This window comes from Serratia sp. szju, from assembly GCF_044594185.1.
In the GTDB taxonomy this organism is placed as follows: Bacteria; Pseudomonadota; Gammaproteobacteria; order Enterobacterales; family Enterobacteriaceae; genus Serratia; species Serratia bockelmannii.
The window spans coordinates 1,229,520-1,244,816 of the sequence record NZ_CP172576.1; the positions used below are offsets into that span (position 1 = coordinate 1,229,520).

15 protein-coding genes are annotated in these 15,297 nt (G+C 64.3%); 6 read left to right on the forward strand and 9 right to left on the reverse strand.

Features of this window, described 5'->3' with window-relative positions; translation table 11 throughout:
- Nucleotides 1–48 precede the first annotated feature (48 nt).
- Complete coding sequence (locus RE418_RS05860) at nt 49–1,164, reverse strand: cyanate transporter (protein WP_272932652.1); 1,116 nt, start codon at nt 1,162–1,164, stop codon at nt 49–51.
- A 210-nt stretch (nt 1,165–1,374) separates the two neighbouring features.
- On the opposite strand from RE418_RS05860, the gene RE418_RS05865 reads away from it, so the two are divergent.
- A complete protein-coding gene (locus tag RE418_RS05865) occupies nt 1,375–2,229 on the forward strand; it encodes a LysR family transcriptional regulator (protein WP_089181502.1) in 855 nt (284 codons plus the stop codon).
- A 6-nt stretch (nt 2,230–2,235) separates the two neighbouring features.
- On the opposite strand, the gene RE418_RS05870 is transcribed toward RE418_RS05865, so the two are convergent.
- Together RE418_RS05870 and RE418_RS05875 are read right to left on the reverse strand one after the other, a co-directional pair.
- On the reverse strand, nt 2,236–2,676 hold the full coding sequence (locus RE418_RS05870) for a hypothetical protein (RefSeq protein WP_049204702.1): 441 nt from the start codon (nt 2,674–2,676) through the stop codon (nt 2,236–2,238).
- On the reverse strand, nt 2,627–3,247 hold the full coding sequence (locus RE418_RS05875; protein WP_060448354.1) for a nucleotidyltransferase domain-containing protein: 621 nt from the start codon (nt 3,245–3,247) through the stop codon (nt 2,627–2,629). Before RE418_RS05875 ends, RE418_RS05870 begins: the two co-directional genes overlap by 50 nt.
- Nucleotides 3,248–3,454: 207 nt before the next feature.
- On the opposite strand from RE418_RS05875, the gene RE418_RS05880 reads away from it, so the two are divergent.
- The 3 genes from RE418_RS05880 (at nt 3,455) to RE418_RS05890 (ending at nt 6,421) form a co-directional block, all read left to right on the forward strand.
- On the forward strand, nt 3,455–4,843 hold the full coding sequence (locus tag RE418_RS05880; protein WP_033652292.1) for an amidohydrolase family protein: 1,389 nt from the start codon (nt 3,455–3,457) through the stop codon (nt 4,841–4,843).
- A gap of 100 nt (nt 4,844–4,943) precedes the next feature.
- Entirely contained in the window at nt 4,944–5,495 is a 552-nt protein-coding gene (locus RE418_RS05885) for a cysteine hydrolase family protein (protein ID WP_089181483.1), read from the forward strand.
- Between the two features lie 2 nt (nt 5,496–5,497).
- Nucleotides 5,498–6,421, forward strand: coding sequence for a GlxA family transcriptional regulator (locus RE418_RS05890; RefSeq protein ID WP_089181482.1), 924 nt, complete (start codon nt 5,498–5,500; stop codon nt 6,419–6,421).
- Here the strand turns inward: RE418_RS05890 and RE418_RS05895 are convergent.
- Nucleotides 6,416–7,408, reverse strand: a complete 993-nt coding sequence (locus RE418_RS05895) for an acyltransferase (protein ID WP_089181481.1) — start codon at nt 7,406–7,408, stop codon at nt 6,416–6,418. The two genes, RE418_RS05890 and RE418_RS05895, sit on opposite strands and share 6 nt — an antisense overlap.
- 217 nt (nt 7,409–7,625) lie before the next feature.
- Between RE418_RS05895 and RE418_RS05900 the strand changes: the two genes are divergently transcribed.
- A complete protein-coding gene (locus RE418_RS05900; protein ID WP_049204735.1) occupies nt 7,626–8,873 on the forward strand; it encodes an MFS transporter in 1,248 nt (415 codons plus the stop codon).
- Between the two features lie 54 nt (nt 8,874–8,927).
- Here RE418_RS05900 and RE418_RS05905 read toward each other — a convergent pair whose 3' ends face one another.
- On the reverse strand, nt 8,928–9,554 hold the full coding sequence (locus RE418_RS05905; RefSeq protein WP_089181480.1) for a LysE family translocator: 627 nt from the start codon (nt 9,552–9,554) through the stop codon (nt 8,928–8,930).
- A gap of 121 nt (nt 9,555–9,675) precedes the next feature.
- Between RE418_RS05905 and RE418_RS05910 the strand changes: the two genes are divergently transcribed.
- The gene (locus tag RE418_RS05910; protein ID WP_164068297.1) at nt 9,676–10,587 is read left to right on the forward strand and encodes a LysR family transcriptional regulator; all 912 of its coding nucleotides are present in this window, start codon (nt 9,676–9,678) and stop codon (nt 10,585–10,587) included.
- On the opposite strand, the gene selB is transcribed toward RE418_RS05910, so the two are convergent.
- From selB to RE418_RS05930, 4 genes are all read right to left on the reverse strand, one after another.
- On the reverse strand, nt 10,577–12,433 hold the full coding sequence (gene selB / locus RE418_RS05915) for a selenocysteine-specific translation elongation factor (RefSeq protein ID WP_089181478.1): 1,857 nt from the start codon (nt 12,431–12,433) through the stop codon (nt 10,577–10,579). The genes RE418_RS05910 and selB overlap by 11 nt on opposite strands.
- The gene (gene selA, locus RE418_RS05920; protein ID WP_089181477.1) at nt 12,430–13,824 is read right to left on the reverse strand and encodes an L-seryl-tRNA(Sec) selenium transferase; all 1,395 of its coding nucleotides are present in this window, start codon (nt 13,822–13,824) and stop codon (nt 12,430–12,432) included. Before selA ends, selB begins: the two co-directional genes overlap by 4 nt.
- 69 nt (nt 13,825–13,893) lie before the next feature.
- The gene (locus RE418_RS05925) at nt 13,894–14,499 is read right to left on the reverse strand and encodes a glutathione S-transferase (protein WP_049295028.1); all 606 of its coding nucleotides are present in this window, start codon (nt 14,497–14,499) and stop codon (nt 13,894–13,896) included.
- A gap of 40 nt (nt 14,500–14,539) precedes the next feature.
- A complete protein-coding gene (locus RE418_RS05930; protein WP_089181476.1) occupies nt 14,540–15,187 on the reverse strand; it encodes a DcrB-related protein in 648 nt (215 codons plus the stop codon).
- Nucleotides 15,188–15,297: the final 110 nt, after the last annotated feature.

Sequence of the window (15,297 nt, forward strand, 5' to 3'; positions counted from 1 at the left end):
CCAGAAGTAAAAGCAACGCCACTATAGGGAGCGGCAATGACAGAAATATTATTCGGCGAACGCCCGCCGGTAGCTGTGCGGATGGAAGCGCCAGGTGATGGCGATCAACACCACCACCAGCAGCGCGTGGATCTGCCAGTCCAGCACGAAGCCGCCGCTGTAGTCGCGCAGCAGGCCGGAAAGGTAGGGCGTCACACCCGCCAGCAGGAAGCCGACGCCCTGCATAAAGGCCACCAGTCGCCCGGCCGCCGCCGGCTGGTGCAGGTGATCGAGCGCCAGCACCAGGCACAGCGGGAACGCGCCGCCCAGCCCCAGCCCGGAAACCAACACCCACAGCCACGGCAGCGTCTGCGGCAGGTAAATCAGGCCGATAAAGCCGATCAGTTGCATCATCAGCGCCAGCAACAGCAGCGGCCGCCGGTCATGATTGCGCGCCAGCGCCGGCAGCAGCAGCGCGCCCACGACCTGGCCAAAGGTCATCAACGCCAGCAGCGAACCGCTGGCCTGCGGCTGCCAGCCGAGCTGCATGTAATACGGCGGCAGCCACGCAATCAGGCTGGTATAACCGCCGTTGATCAGGCCGAAATAGGCGCCGAGCAGCCAGGCGCGCCGGTTGCGCAGCAGGCCTGGCCCGCGGTTTTCGCCCGCCGCGCCCAGGCGAGACAGCCCGCGGCTGACCGGCCACCAGGCCAGCAGCGCCACCAGGGCCGGCAACGCCCACCAGGCCAGTGCGCTGTGCCAGTCGTGCCCTACGCTCATCAGCCACGGGGTGATCGCCGCCCCCAACCCGCCGCCGCCCATCAGCGCCGCCGACCACAGCCCGGCCACCAGCGCCATGCTTTTAAGGAAGTGATGCTTGATGATGCCGGGCATCACCGCCTGGATCACCCCGATACCGAGCCCGCCCAGCACCGCGCTCATCAGCAGTTGCACGCTGCCGGGGGCCAGTTCGCGCCAAAGCGCGCCCAGCCCGATCGCCAGCAGGCTCAACGTCACGGCGCTGCGTTCGCTGAACAGCCGATTGATGGTGCCGCCCGCCAGCGCCATCAGCCCCATCATCAGCACCGGCAGCGTGGTCAACAGCGCCGCGCCGCCAAAACTCAGCCCGGTGACCTGGCGCAGCGTCGGCAGCAACGGGCCGATCGAAGTCAACAGCGGCCGCATGTTCAGGCCGATCAACACCAGCGCCAGCAGCAGAGGGTTGAGCCAGCGGCGCGGGGAAGGTGAATTAACAGAATGATTTAACACGGCATATTCCTGGTACTGCGAAATGAAGAGTGCGGCGTCACAGCGCGATCGCCGCAGCGTTGCGTTACTGTAGGCAACGCCGCTAGTATTGGGAAATTAAATAATAAAATAGCCAACAGTGGGAAAATGAATCGCTACCCGATGTTCAATCCGCAGCTGCTGCTCAGCTTCGTCGCCGTGTGCGACAGCAACAGCTTCACCCGCGCCGCAGAGCGGGTGTTTTTGTCGCAGTCCACCGTTAGCCAGCAGGTACGCCGGCTGGAAGAGATGCTGGGCAAGCCGCTGTTTGAGCGCTCCTCGCATCAGGTGCTGCTGACCGAAGAAGGCGTCAAGCTGTTGAGCTACGCGCGCCGCATTATCGCGCTAAATGAAGAAGCCCACGACGCGCTGACCGGCATCTGGCGCGACGGCGTGCTGCGGATCGGCATGCCGGAGGATTTCGCCGTGCCCACCACCGAGCTGCTGGCCGACTTCAGCCGTGAGCACCCGCACCTGCGGCTGGACGTCGCCAGCGGCCTGAGCGCCGATCTGCACAGCGCCTACGCGCGTGAAGAGCTGGATCTGATCCTGGTGAAACAGCGCCGCCGGCAACCGCCGCGCGCCGCGCGGCCGGAACCGCTGCTGTGGCTGGACAGCCTGGCCTTCCCGGCCATCGTGCAATCGCCGGTGCCGCTGGCGGTGTTCCCGCTCAACGGCCTGTACCGCGACGAGCTGTGCCAGGCGCTCGACAACCTCGGCAAACGCTGGCGCATCGGCTACAGCAGCGCCAGCCTGGCGGCGCTGACCGCCGCTTCGGCCGCCGGGCTGGGCGTCACCCTGCTGCCGGCCGGCTGCCGTCTGCCCGCGCACCGGGTGCTGGGCGAGGCCGAAGGATTGCCGCCGATAGACAGCTTCGAACTGGCGCTCTACTACCGCGACGGCGCCCCTGCCGCCACGCTGGCGCTGGCCCAGCGGCTAACGGTGTTTTGCGGGTTGAAATGAGGCCGCTTACGCCACTATCTGCGGATGTTCGCGCTGCAGCCAGTCGATAGTCCGTACCCATAGCGCTTCTGTCTGCTCAAGGCAAGCTTGTACCGCCGCGTCCGTCACCAAGTCGCCGGAATAATCCGCCACGTTGCGCTGTTTTCGCAATGCATCCAGGCAGATCATTGCCTCGCGCGGCAACCCTACAGTGAGCGGCAACGTTTGGATCATGGTCTGGTGATGGCCAGGCCTGCTGGCCAGCGTGCGGTATCTTTTGGCTTGCAAAGCGGCATTCGCCATTTGCATGACCGCTTTATATGCCGTGTCGAAACGGCTCTCATTGCTGAGCTGAGTGATACCCGCATCGCGTCGGTTGCGAGCGGCGGCGGCCAGCAAGTTTTTAATCGCCCCCGCGTCAGGCGTTATCACCTCCAGTCCCAGCCCGACCAGATTGTCCAGCGTCATCCTTGTCTCCCGCAATCCAGAGTTGGGGTTTCTGCATAATGTCCTGAATAAACGCGGAGTTCTCGGCCAAAGCCGCTCGCCACTCTTCCGGCGAGTACAGTTTGGGGTTAATTTCCCGACCCAGCGTTGCCTGCAGCGGATAAACCGCCTGAATTACATCCGCAAAAGACAGTTTACCGACGATCAGAACATCGATATCACTGGCCGCCGTCGCTTTGCCACTGGCGACGGAACCAAAGATGAAAGCCCGTTCAATGTCCTCCCCAAATCCTGCCAGCACCTGCCGTAAGCGCGCAGCCGGGCCGCAGGTCTTGCGGAAAATCGCCGCCAGCTCGGGAAAAATCAGGCAATCGGCGTTAGCCTGATAGCAAATTTGGTTGCCCTGCCGCTGCCTGAGCAAGATGCCGCCTTCAGCCAGCCGGCTCAACTCTTTATGTAAAGTCCCGGCCTGAGTTGCGGTGCGCCGCGCAATTTCTCGCACATGAAACGCCTGCCCGGCTTCAATAAACAGCAGGCTTAGCACTTTTCTACGGTATTCGCTGAACAGTAATTCGAGCATCGGATCGTGCATCACGCTGACCTCAATGTAGCTTTAATGACTACAAATGTAGCCATTAAAGCTGCGAAAGAGCAAGCCAAGAGCACCATTCCGCCGGCAGACGCCGATCATTACCAAATCGAATAGTCACCAGTGGCAAATGTCGCTGCCAACCTGTCGGTTCCTCTCCTAAATTGGAGGATGTTTTCACTCCCTCACCTCTGGATTAAGGAACCGAACGTGGAAAACCCTCAGCAACCGGGCCGCAGAGCCTTCCTCAGCCAAACCGGCAAACTCACCACCGCCTGCGCGGTGATCGGCCTGACCGGCGGCATGGCGCAGGCCGCTTCGCCTGGCGGCGAGCCGTGTGCGCCAACGCCGATGACCCTGACCGATCGTCACTACTGCCTGAGTGAGGTGCGGCTGGAAGACGGCTTTGAATACGACGGCGAAACGGTGATCGGCACCCGCACCGCGCTGTATACGCTTGAGATCAAAGACGGCAAGATCGCCGCCATTCACGCCGCCAACGCCGCGTTGCCCGCCGGCGTGCCCCGCTATAAGGCACAGGGCCAGCTGCTGCTGCCGGCGTTTCGCGATATGCACATCCATCTGGACAAAACCTTCTACAGCGGCCCGTGGCAGGCACCGCGCCCGCGCCAGGGCAAGACCATCATGGACATGATCGCGCTGGAGCAGACGCTGATCCCGACACTGCTGCCCACCTCGCAGCAGCGGGCGGAAAACCTGATCGCCCTGCTGCAGTCCAAAGGCAGCACCGTGGCACGCAGCCACTGCAATATCGATCCGGTCAGCGGCCTGAAAAGCCTGGAACACCTGCAGCGCGCGCTGGAAAACCACCGGGCGGATTTTAGCTGTGAAATCGTCGCCTTCCCGCAGCACGGTCTGTTGCACTCCAAGGTCGATGCGCTGATGCGCGAAGCGATGCAGATGGGCGTGCAGTACGTCGGCGGTCTCGATCCGACCAACGTCGACGGTGCGATGGAGAAATCGCTCGACGCCATGTTCCAGATCGCCCTCGATACCGGCAAAGGCGTGGATATCCACCTGCATGAAACCAGCCCGGCTGGGGTCGCCGCCATTAACTACATGATCGCCACCGTGGAGAAAAACCCGGCGCTGCGCGGCAAGGTCACCATCAGCCACGCTTTCGCCCTGACCACGCTGACGCCGGGCGAACTGGCGGAAACCGCCACCCGGCTGGCGGCGCAGCAGATCACCATCGCCTCCACGGTACCGATCGGCGGCCTGATGATGCCGCTGCCGCAGCTCAGCGAGAAAGGGGTGTTCGTGATGACCGGCACCGACAGCGTGATCGACCACTGGTCGCCGTTCGGCACCGGCGACATCCTGGAGAAGGCCAATCTGTACGCCCAGCTGTACCGCGGTTCCGACGAGTATCACCTGTCGCGTGCCATGGCCATCTCCACCGGCGGCGTGCTGCCGCTGGACGATAAGGGGCAGCGCGCCTGGCCGAAAGCCGGCGATGCCGCCGAGTTCGTGCTGGTCAACGCCAGCTGTTCCGCCGAGGCGGTCGCCCGTCTGCCGGCGCGCAGCGCCACCTTCCATCAGGGGCGCCTGGTCGCCGGCCAGGTGAGCAAAGCCTAAGGTCGGTCCGTTGTTGTCATCATGATGGCCGTTTTTGGCCTTCTGCCAGAGTAAGGCGCGGCGCAAGATGGTCGCAACACACACTGGCGGAGGGCCGAAAATGTCACAGAGCGCGTTATTGATCATCGATGTCCAGCAATCATTCCAGCACCGTCCATTCTGGCAGGAGGACGATCTGCCGGCGTTTCAACAGGCGCTGACCCGCCTGATCGCAGGCTGCCGACAGCGCGGCGCGGCCCTGGTCGACGTGCTGCACGTCTCGCCGCAGGGGCCGTTCTCACTGGCTTCAGGCCATGTGCAGCGCCTGCCGTTCCTCACCCACCAGGCGGATATCACCGTGCACAAGCATGTGCACAATGCGCTGACCGAATCCGGCCTCGACGCCTGGCTGCGCGCGCGGGATATCAACCATCTGATCGTCTCCGGCATCCGCACCGAGCAGTGCTGCGAAACCACCACCCGGGTGGCGTCCGATCTCGGTTATCGGGTGACTTTCGTCACCGAGGCGACGTTAACCTTCCCGATGCGCCATCCCGACGGTGAAATCTTTACCCCCGCGCAGTTGAAGCGGCATACTGAAACCGTACTGGTCGATCGTTTCGCCCGCATCGCCAGCGTGGATGAGGCGCTGGCGCAACTCGCACAGGAGTAATCATGTCGCAGGCCGTCTATTTTCTGCTGTTGCCCAACGTACTGTCGCTGGACGTCAGCGGCCCGGCGGAAACCCTGCGCCTCGCCGGGCAGTTCACCCTGCGTTATCTCAGCCCGGCGCCGCAGGTCGTCTGTTCCATCGGCATGACGCTGAGCGGCCTGCAGCCGTTGCCCGAACGCCTGGAGGACGGCGCCATCCTGGTGCTGCCGGGCGTCGGCGATTCGCAGCGCTATTTCGCCGGGGAAGAGGCCGAGCAGGCGCGCCGCTGGCTGGCGACGCTGCGGCCCGATCTGCAGCGGCAGCGCATCACCCTGGTGTGCATCTGTTCCGGCGCGCTGCTGGCGGCGCAGGCCGGGCTGCTCGACGGCTATCAGTGCACTACCCACCACGACGTCATCGAACGTATCCGCCGGCAGGCGCCGGCGGCGCAGGTGAAAGAGAACCGTATCTTCGTCGAAGATCGCGGCGTCTACACCAGCGCGGGCATCACCACCGGCATCGATTTGGCGCTGCACCTGGTCCACCGCCACTGCGGTTCAGGCCGGGCGCGCGACGTCGCCCGCGATATGGTGGTCTATTTCCGCCGCGCCGGGGACGATCCGCAGCTGTCGCCCTGGCTGCGCTACCGCAACCACCTGCACCCGGCGGTGCACCGCGCGCAGGACGTGATGGCCGCCGAGCCGGAGGCCGACTGGTCGGTGCCGCAGATAGCGGAGAAGGCTCACGTCAGCAGCCGCCACCTGGCGCGGCTGTTTCGCAGCCACGTCGGCATCAGCGTGCGGGAATATCATGAGCAGCTGCGGCTGGCGGTGGCGCAACAGCGCCTGCAGCAAGGGTATGGGTTGGAGAAGGCCGCGCTGGCGGCCGGTTTTTCTTCCGGGCGGCAGCTGCGCCGCGCTCAGCAGCGCCAGCGCTCGCCGCTATGACACCAGCCGGCGGGTATCCAGCCGCTGCAGGCCGACAGACAGCAGCAGGCTGCCCCCCAGCGCCACACCGAACACCCAGAAGATATCCAGCAGCGGGTGGCCGGTGAAATCCAGGTGCCGATTGCGCATCACGTTGACGATAAGGGCATGAAAACCGTAAATCGCCAGCGAATGGCGGGAAAATACGCTCAGCCAGCCGATCGGCTGCGGCAGACAGTGTTTCACCCACACCAGCAGCGCCACCGCCGCCATAAACACCAGCGGGCCGCTGTAGATGTAGTAGGTATCGGCGAAGTTGCCGTTGATGAACAGCTGATGTTTGGTGCCGCGTGCGATCAGCGCCACGCACAGCGCAAATCCCAACGCCGCCAACCAGCCCACGGCGCGCCCGCGCGCCTCCATCATGCCAATCGCCCGTCCGGCCAACGCATACAGCAGGTAGTAGAAGGTATCGCCGTAGATATACAGGTTAACCGGCAGCAGATGCGCGTTGCCGAAGGTCAGCTTATCGGTATTCGGGTTGGCGATCGCCGCCAACACCACCAGCGCGGCGGCCAGGTAGCGGCGCGACACCGGTTTGACGCTGATCAGCGGCGACAGCAGGTAAATCACCGCGATAGCGTAGAAAAACCACAGATGATAGAACACCGGCTTTTGCAACATGCCGCGCAGCGACGGCCAGAAACCGATCTTAGTGAAAGCCGCGATGTAGATCAGCGCAATGGCGCTGTAGAACAGAATGCAGCAGACGATGCGGGTGAAATGCCGGCGGCCGGCGCTCTTTTCGCCGAAGAACAGGTAGCCGGAAATCATAAAGAACAGTGGCACCGATACGCGCGACAGCGAGTTCAGCACGTTGGCGATGTCCCAGTTGTGCAACCCTATTGCCACGCCGTTGGTGACGTAATAGGTGGTGGCGTGGATCATCACCACCATCATGCACGCCATCGCCCGCAGGTTGTCTATCCAGCCGATTTTCTCGCTCAAACGCTCGCCCGATCTTGTGTCATATTGATATGTTAAGAAGAGGTTATCGGGCACGGCGTTCGGCGACAACCCAAAAGCGAAATATCAGAATGCACTTAAACATCACCTTATGATTGCGAAGGTGAACAATTGGCGGCAAAATAGCCGCCATAACTCGCTCAGTTTGCGCTTCCCGCCCTGGCAGTTCCTTTTTCTCTTTTACTATCAGTACAATAATATGAAAACGACATTACCACCTGCGGCACGTTTGGGCCGACAGGCGCTTTTATTCCCTCTTTGTCTGGTGCTGTTCGAGTTCGCCACCTATATCGGCAACGATATGATTCAGCCGGGCATGCTGGCCGTCGTGGCGGATTTCAACGCCGGCGAAGAGTGGGTACCGACCTCGATGACCGCCTATCTGGCCGGCGGCATCTTCCTGCAGTGGCTGCTCGGGCCGCTGTCGGATCGCCGCGGCCGTCGCCCAGTGATGCTGGCCGGGGTGGCGTTCTTTATCGTCTCCTGCCTGGCGATCCTGCTGGTCACCACCATCGAGCAGTTCATCGCCATGCGTTTCCTGCAGGGCATCGGCCTGTGCTTTATCGGCGCGGTCGGCTACGCCACCATCCAGGAGTCGTTTGAAGAATCGGTGTGCATCAAAATCACCGCCCTGATGGCCAACGTGGCGCTGATCGCCCCGCTGCTCGGGCCGCTGGCCGGCGCGGCGCTGATCCACGTCGCGCCGTGGCAGAGCATGTTCGTGCTGTTTGCGGCGCTGGCGGCCATCGCCTTCTACGGCCTGTGGAAAGCCATGCCGGAAACCGCCACGCTGCAGGGCGAGGCGTTTTCCGCCGCCAACCTATGGCGCGACTACCGCCAGGTGTTGGGCAACCGCCGCTTCCTGTGCGGCGCCCTGGCGATCGGTTTCGCCAGCCTGCCGCTGCTGGCCTGGATCGCCCAGTCGCCGGTGATCCTGATCAGCGGGGAGTCGCTGTCGACCCTGGACTACGGCCTGCTGCAAATCCCGGTGTTCGGCGCGCTGATCCTCGGCAACCTGACGCTGGCGCGCCTGACCGGCAAGAACAGCGTGGAGCGCCTGATCAAGCTGGGCGCAGGCCCGATGCTGCTGGGGCTGCTGATCGCCGCGCTGGCAACCCAGTTCTCCAGCCACGCCTACCTGTGGATGACCGCCGGCCTGAGCCTGTACGCTTTCGGCATCGGCCTCGCCAACGCCGGGCTGTACCGCCTGACGCTGTTCTCCAGCAACGTCAGCAAAGGCACCGTGTCGGCCACTATGGGCATGCTGAGCATGATGGTATTCACCGTCGGCATCGAGCTGGCCAAGGTCGCCTACGTCTGGGGCGGCAGCGGGCTGTTCAACCTGTTCAACCTCATCAGCGGCCTGTGCTGGCTGACGCTGGTGGCGCTGTTCCTCGGCAAACGCCGCAACGGCGACCCCACACCGCAGCCGACCGGCGCGGTGTAAACGCGACGATAAAACGCCGGTCCGGTTTCCCGACCGGCGTTTTTTTATGCGGCCTCAGCCGAGCAGCTCCCACAGCGCATACCCCGCTCCCACTACCGCCACCCCCAACAGCAGCAACGCCGACAGGACAGAGATCGCCCGCCGCGCGCGCTGTAGCGCCGTTCCCGACAGCAGAGTGATATAGGCCAGCAAGATGGCGAAATCCGCCAGCACCCACAGCGCGGTCAGCAGCGTCAGGCTGGCGCCGATCGAGGGAGTGACGGCGATGAACTGCGGGAAAAAGGCGACGAAGAAGATGATGTCCTTGGGGTTAGCGATGCCTACCAGAAAACCGTTTGCGATCGCCGAGCGTTTTTGCGACGGTGCAACGGGCTGCGCATCGGGGGTTCGTGCGGATAAATCCTCATACAGCGAGACGATCGCCATGCGGCCGATAAACAGGCAACCCAGCAGGCCTATCCACTGCAGCAAGCGCATATCCACCGCGAACAGCCCGGTGACAACCAGCGCGGCAATACCGATCAGCAACAAAGAGGCCCCATTGCTGCCCAGCGCGGTCAACAGCGCGCGCCGGGCGCCAAAGCGCGCCGCGGTGTTGGCGACCATCATCACCACCGGCCCTGGCGTGGCGATCAGCAAGAAAATGGCGGCGAAATACGCCGCCAGCAACGACAGGTTCATCTTTATTTCACTCACATTCAGGCGGTTGGCGTCGGATCATTATGATGCCGTAGCCCCCGCCTTGAAAAAGGAGTAATCCTGTCGTTTACTGTGAGCCAGACTCATTCTTAGAGACGCCGCGATGGCCAGTTCCCTTCCGCCGCTTTACGCTCTGCGCGCCTTCGAGAGCGCCGCCCGCACCGGCTCGTTCACGCTGGCCGCCGACGAGCTGCATCTCACCCCCAGCGCCGTCAGCAAGCACATCAAAACGCTGGAGCAGCACTTCGGCTGTCGGCTGTTCCAGCGCAACGGCCCACGCATCGAGGTCACCCCGCAGGGAAAAATCTTCGCCGCCGAGCTGCAGCAAGGGTTTGGCCGCATCGAACAAGCCTGCGAGCTGTTCAGAAGCCACCGCGATCTGCTGCGGATGAAGGCGCCCTCCACCCTGACCCTACGCTGGCTGCTGGACTGCCTGAGCCGATTCCGGCAAACGGCGCAGGCGTTCGAGGTGCAGGCAGCCAGCGTGTGGATGGACATCGACAGCGTGGATTTTTTCAGCGAACCCTACGACTGCGCCATCCTGCTCGGCAACGGCCATTTCGGCGCCAATACCGCCGCCGCCAAGCTGTTCGACGAATGGCTGATCCCAATTTGCGCCCCCGCGCTGCTCGCCGACGCGCAGCGCGATCTCGCCACCTGCCCGCTGATCCATCCTTCGCCCGATCGGCGCGACTGGCGACGCTGGCTGCAAAAAAGCGGCATCGCAGCCCCGATCGATCTCACACGCGGCCAGGTATTTGATTCACTGGAACAGGGCAACGCGGCGGCCATCGCCGGGCACGGCGTTTCGATCGGCGATCTGGCGCTGAGCCTGCGGACGATTGAGGAGGGGTTATTGGCGCTGCCTTGTGACGCCGCCGTGCGTACCGGCGACGGTTACTATCTGGTATGGCCGGAAGAATCGGCAAAACGGCCGCTGATCGAACGTTTACAGGCGTTTCTCACCGCCCAAACGCCCGACATCAGCCGGGCCGCCGTCAGGTTTATCGGGTAGGGGACTCGCTACCGAACAGCCCGCCGTCGCGCAGCAGATGCTCGTTGCCCTTGCGGCGGGTAAAGCCGCTGCGATCGAAGAACTCCAGCACCTGTATCGCCAGCTTGCGGCCGACGCCGAGCCGATCGCGGAAATCGGCGGCGTTGGCGCCCCCGCGCTCCGCATCCAGCTCGCGGATCAGCGCCGCGAACTGATCGATGCGCCGGCTGAGGTAGTAGCGATCCACCACCACCGCCGTCACATGGCCCAGTTGAGCCGCCTTGCGCAGCAGCGCCCGTACCCGGCTCTCTTCCTCGCCCAGTTCGCTCGCCAGATCGCGCACCCACCACGGCTCGTCGCCGAACAGCGGTTCGATGCGCGCCCACAGCGGCGCCTCGTCGGCGCTGAACGCCAGGCCGTGTTCCGGCAAGTGCAGCCAGCCGCGCGTATTGCGCAGCGCGCCGGCCTTCAGCAGCCGATCGATCATCATAAACACCAGCGCTTCCGGCTGCTGAGGCAGCGCCATGCGCCGCAGGCGGGCGCGTCCTAAGCCCAGCTGATCGGCGTGCTGTTGGTGATACTCCGCCAGCACCTGCAGCAGGCGGCTTTCCGCCTGCTGCACCTGATCCTGCGCCAGAGCCCGGTCACCGACGATCAGCAGATCGCGGTTCGCCAGCAGTGCCGCCAGGCCGTCGTCGGTCAACTGACGCGCCCAGGCGAACGCCGCCAGAGACAGCGCGCCCTGCGGCAACTCAAGCACCAGCGCCCGCACGTCGTCTTGCGCCTGCGCCAAGGCCTGCAGCCATGCCAGATAGTCCGGCTGACGCTTGCCGCGCTTGGGCGCATTCAGCCTGAGCACCCGGGCCGCGCCCAGCGTTTGCCGCGCGCCGATATCGCGCAGCACCAGCCGATCGTTTTCCGCCAGCCACAGCGGGCGATCGAGGATCAGTTCCGCCAGTCCGTCGTTCAGCAGCGAAATGCGCCCGGTGATGTGGCTGGCGGCATGGTGCAGATGCAGCGGCTGCCAATGGCGGATCGGCCGATCCGTCTCCAGCGCCACCAGAATGCGTTCCGCCGCTTCGGGCGGACGCTGCGCCAGCAGCCAATCACCGCGCGCGATCCGCTCTTTATCGACATCGCCGCTGATGTTAAGCGCGATGCGTTGCCCGGCCTGCGCCTGTTCCACGGTTTGATTCTGGGCATGCAGGCCGCGCACCCGCACCGGCGCGTCGGCGCCAGTCAGCCACAGCGAATCCCCCACCTTAACCCGGCCGCCGAGCGCGGTGCCGGTCACCACCAGCCCCGCCCCTTTGACGCTGAACGCACGGTCTACCGCCAGGCGAAAACGGCGCGTCAGCGCGTGCTCGCCGGGCGACAACGCCAGCAAATGCGCGCGCAGCGCCTCGATGCCCTCTCCCGCCGCCGCCGCGGTGACAAACAGCGGCGCATCGGGCCAGCCCTGGCGCGCCAGCTCATCACGCACTTGGCGGCGTACCTCGTCAACACGCGCCGCCTCCACCCGGTCGGCCTTGGTCAGCGCCACCGTCAGCGCCGGGCGCCCGCTCAGGCGCAGGATCGCCAAATGCTCGCGGGTCTGCGCCATCACGCCGTCATCGCAGGCCACCACCAGCAACGCATGGTCGATGCCGCCGACGCCCGCCAGCATATTGGCGAGGAATTTCTCGTGGCCGGGCACGTCGATAAAGCCCAGCACCCGGCCGTCCGGCTGCGGCCAGTAGGCGTAGCCCAGATCGATGGTCATGCCGCGGCGCTTCTCTTCCGGCAGGCGATCCGCATTGATCCCCGAGATCGCCTGCAGCAGGGTGGTTTTGCCATGATCGACATGGCCGGCGGTGGCGATGATCATGATGCGCTCAACGCGTCGATCAGCGCCCCTTCCTGTTCCAGACAGCGCAGATCCAGCCACAGCCGGCCGTCGCCGAGGCGGCCGATCACCGGCTGCGGCAGGCGGCGCCAGCGCTCAGCCAACGCTTCCAGCGTGGCGCCGCGGCCGTCGCGCGGCGTGAAGGTCAGCGCATAGCTGGGCAGGCGATCCACCGGCAGCGAACCGCTGCCAATCTGCGACCAGCACGGTTCGGCGCGCAGATCGAAATCGGCGGTAAACCGTGGCGTCAGCGCCGTCAGCAGCCGCTCGGCCGCCTGTTGCATCTCCTGCTGCGGGCGGGTCAGCAGCCGCAGCGTCGGCAGCTGCTCAGCCAGTTTTTCCGGCTGCAGATAGAGCCGCAGCGTGGCCTCCAGGGCCGCCAGCGTCAGCTTGCCGACGCGCAGCGCGCGCTTGAGCGGGTGCTGCTGCAGGCGCGCGATCAGCGCCTTTTTGCCGACGATGATGCCGGCCTGCGGGCCACCCAGCAGCTTATCGCCGGAGAACGTCACCAGATCGACGCCGGCGGCCAGCAGCCGCTGCGGCATCGGTTCGGCGGGCAGGCCGTACTGCGCCATATCGATCAGTGAGCCGCTGCCCAGATCGGTGGCGGTCGGCACGCCCTGTTCGGCCCCGAGCTGCGCCAGTTCAGCCTCGTCGACCGCCGCGGTAAAGCCCTGAATGCTGTAGTTGCTGGTGTGCACTTTCATCAACAGGCCAGTCTGCTCGCTGATGGCCTGGCGGTAATCTTTCAGATGGGTGCGGTTGGTGGTGCCGACTTCCACCAATTGGCAGCCGGCCTGACGCATCACGTCGGGAATGCGAAACGCGCCGCCGATTTCCACCAGCTCGCCGCGCGACACCACTACCTCTTTGCCGGGGGCGATCGCCGCCAACATCAGCAATACCGCCGCCGCGTTGTTATTGACGATGCAGGCGTCTTCCGCGCCCGTCAGCCGGCACAGCAGACTCGCCACAGCCCGATCGCGATGACCGCGCCCGGCGCCGTCCAGATCGTACTCCAGCGTCACCGCCTCTCCCATCACCGCGCTGACCGCGTCCTTCACCGGCTGCGCCAGCAGGGCGCGCCCGAGGTTGGTGTGCAGCACGGTGCCGCTGAGGTTGAACACCGGCAATAACGCCGGGCGTTGCTGCCGGGCCAGCTCCGCCCGCAGCGCCTGCGGCCAGTCGCCGCACCAGGCCGGTAAACGTTGCTGTTGCTTGATAGCGTCACGCGCCTGGACCTGCAGCCGGCGCAACAGTTCGCCGATCAGCGTCTGGCCATGCTGAGCCACCAGCGGTTCAATCGCGGGTTCACGCAGCAGACGGTCGATGGCGGGCAGTTGACTGTAAAGAAGGTGGGATTCAGTGCTCATGGTCGCTCGGTTTTCAATTTAGACGTATCGGCATAGCAAAACCCCGCCGCGGCGGGGAGAAAAGAACGTTCAGGGCGGTGCCGTGCGGGCGAAACTTTCGCGGGCGAACAGGCGTTCGGCCAGCTTGACCAGCGTCGGGCGCTCGACGCACCAGTTGGGCAGGATGCGGCGGAAATTGAGGTAACCCAGCGCGCAGCCGGTGGCGATATCCGCCAGCGTCAGCAGCTCGGCATTGAGCCACGTTTTTTCCCGCGCCAGCGCCTCCAATGCGTCCAGGCCCTGCGTCAGCTTGTCACGCTGGCGCAGCATCCAGTTTTCGTCCTGCTTTTCCGGCGCGCGCCGGCTTTCGCGGAACAGGGTCGCCGCCGCTTCGGTCACGCCGTCCGCCAACGCCGCCACCTGCCGAACACGCAACGCGGCGGCGCGTTCGGCCGGCAAAAACGCCGGCTCCACCGCCAGCAGCTCGAGGTATTCGGCCACGATCGGCGAGTCGTAAAACACCTCGCCATCATCGGCGATCAGCACCGGTACTTTGCCGAGCGGGTTCAGCTCCTTCACCCGGCTGCCGGGCTCATACGGCGGATCGTTGACGAATTCAAACGCGATCCCCTTCTCCAGCAGCATCACGGAAATCTTGCGCACAAAGGGGCTGGTGTAACTGCCGATAAGCTTCATCCGGTCTCCTCCGCTTCGTCCTGGCCGCGGCGCAATGCCCTTACTTCACCGCCAGAGTATCGATAATCCGCTGCACCAGCGCCTGATGCACTTCCGGCGTTTTGGCCGGCGACAGCATTTGCAGCGTCACTACTCGCTTGTTGAACACCGTCAACACCAGGGTGGAAACCACCTTTTGCCCGTTGACGGTCTGCTCGGTATCCACCCGGCGAAACTTTTGTTTGCCGACGGTGAAATTCTCTTCTTTGGTGGTCTGGATATTCTGATAGCGCTCGGCCAGCACCGTGATGGCGCTCTGCGTCAGCTCTTTCAGCATTTTGTCGCTGGTGTTGATCTTCATGCCGTCCGGCGGGATCACTTCGGACGAAACCGCGCTCTGGCGCGACTTGCCATCGAGGAAGCGCTGGATGGTGGAGGTACTGTCATTGACGATGCCGCTGTTCAGCGTTTGATCGCTAAAGCCTGGCGGCAACTCGAAGGTGATTTTGCCCTTCTGCAGCGACACGTTCAGCCCCGGCGGCGCGGGCGGGGTTTCTACCGGCGCAGGCGGCGGTGGCGCGGGCTGCGTCACGGTCGGTTTGGTATCCGGTGGCGGCACCGCCGGTTTGGTGTCGTCCTTGTTGTCGCAGGCCGCCAGCCCCATCGCCAGCACAGCGACCGCGGTCAGTTTTGCCAGGGTATTTAACATCGTGGTTCCTTTCGCTTGGCGCGTCATGGCCTAAACGTAGCAACTCGCCCGGGCGAATGCCAGAAGCCCGTTCTTAAATTGCGGGTCCGGCCCCGCGCGAACGGGGCCGG

What these genes read in the sequence shown, in the direction of transcription:
- RE418_RS05860 (WP_272932652.1), bottom strand. Translation starts at nt 1,164, where the DNA reads ATGCGGCCGCTGTTGACTTCGATCGGCCCGTTGCTGCCGACGCTGCGC.
- RE418_RS05865 (WP_089181502.1), top strand. Translation starts at nt 1,375, where the DNA reads ATGAATCGCTACCCGATGTTCAATCCGCAGCTGCTGCTCAGCTTCGTC.
- RE418_RS05870 (WP_049204702.1), bottom strand. Translation starts at nt 2,676, where the DNA reads ATGACGCTGGACAATCTGGTCGGGCTGGGACTGGAGGTGATAACGCCT.
- RE418_RS05875 (WP_060448354.1), bottom strand. Translation starts at nt 3,247, where the DNA reads ATGCACGATCCGATGCTCGAATTACTGTTCAGCGAATACCGTAGAAAA.
- RE418_RS05885 (WP_089181483.1), top strand. Translation starts at nt 4,944, where the DNA reads ATGTCACAGAGCGCGTTATTGATCATCGATGTCCAGCAATCATTCCAG.
- RE418_RS05890 (WP_089181482.1), top strand. Translation starts at nt 5,498, where the DNA reads ATGTCGCAGGCCGTCTATTTTCTGCTGTTGCCCAACGTACTGTCGCTG.
- RE418_RS05900 (WP_049204735.1), top strand. Translation starts at nt 7,626, where the DNA reads ATGAAAACGACATTACCACCTGCGGCACGTTTGGGCCGACAGGCGCTT.
- RE418_RS05905 (WP_089181480.1), bottom strand. Translation starts at nt 9,554, where the DNA reads ATGAACCTGTCGTTGCTGGCGGCGTATTTCGCCGCCATTTTCTTGCTG.
- RE418_RS05910 (WP_164068297.1), top strand. Translation starts at nt 9,676, where the DNA reads ATGGCCAGTTCCCTTCCGCCGCTTTACGCTCTGCGCGCCTTCGAGAGC.
- selB (WP_089181478.1), bottom strand. Translation starts at nt 12,433, where the DNA reads ATGATCATCGCCACCGCCGGCCATGTCGATCATGGCAAAACCACCCTG.
- selA (WP_089181477.1), bottom strand. Translation starts at nt 13,824, where the DNA reads ATGAGCACTGAATCCCACCTTCTTTACAGTCAACTGCCCGCCATCGAC.
- RE418_RS05925 (WP_049295028.1), bottom strand. Translation starts at nt 14,499, where the DNA reads ATGAAGCTTATCGGCAGTTACACCAGCCCCTTTGTGCGCAAGATTTCC.
- RE418_RS05930 (WP_089181476.1), bottom strand. Translation starts at nt 15,187, where the DNA reads ATGTTAAATACCCTGGCAAAACTGACCGCGGTCGCTGTGCTGGCGATG.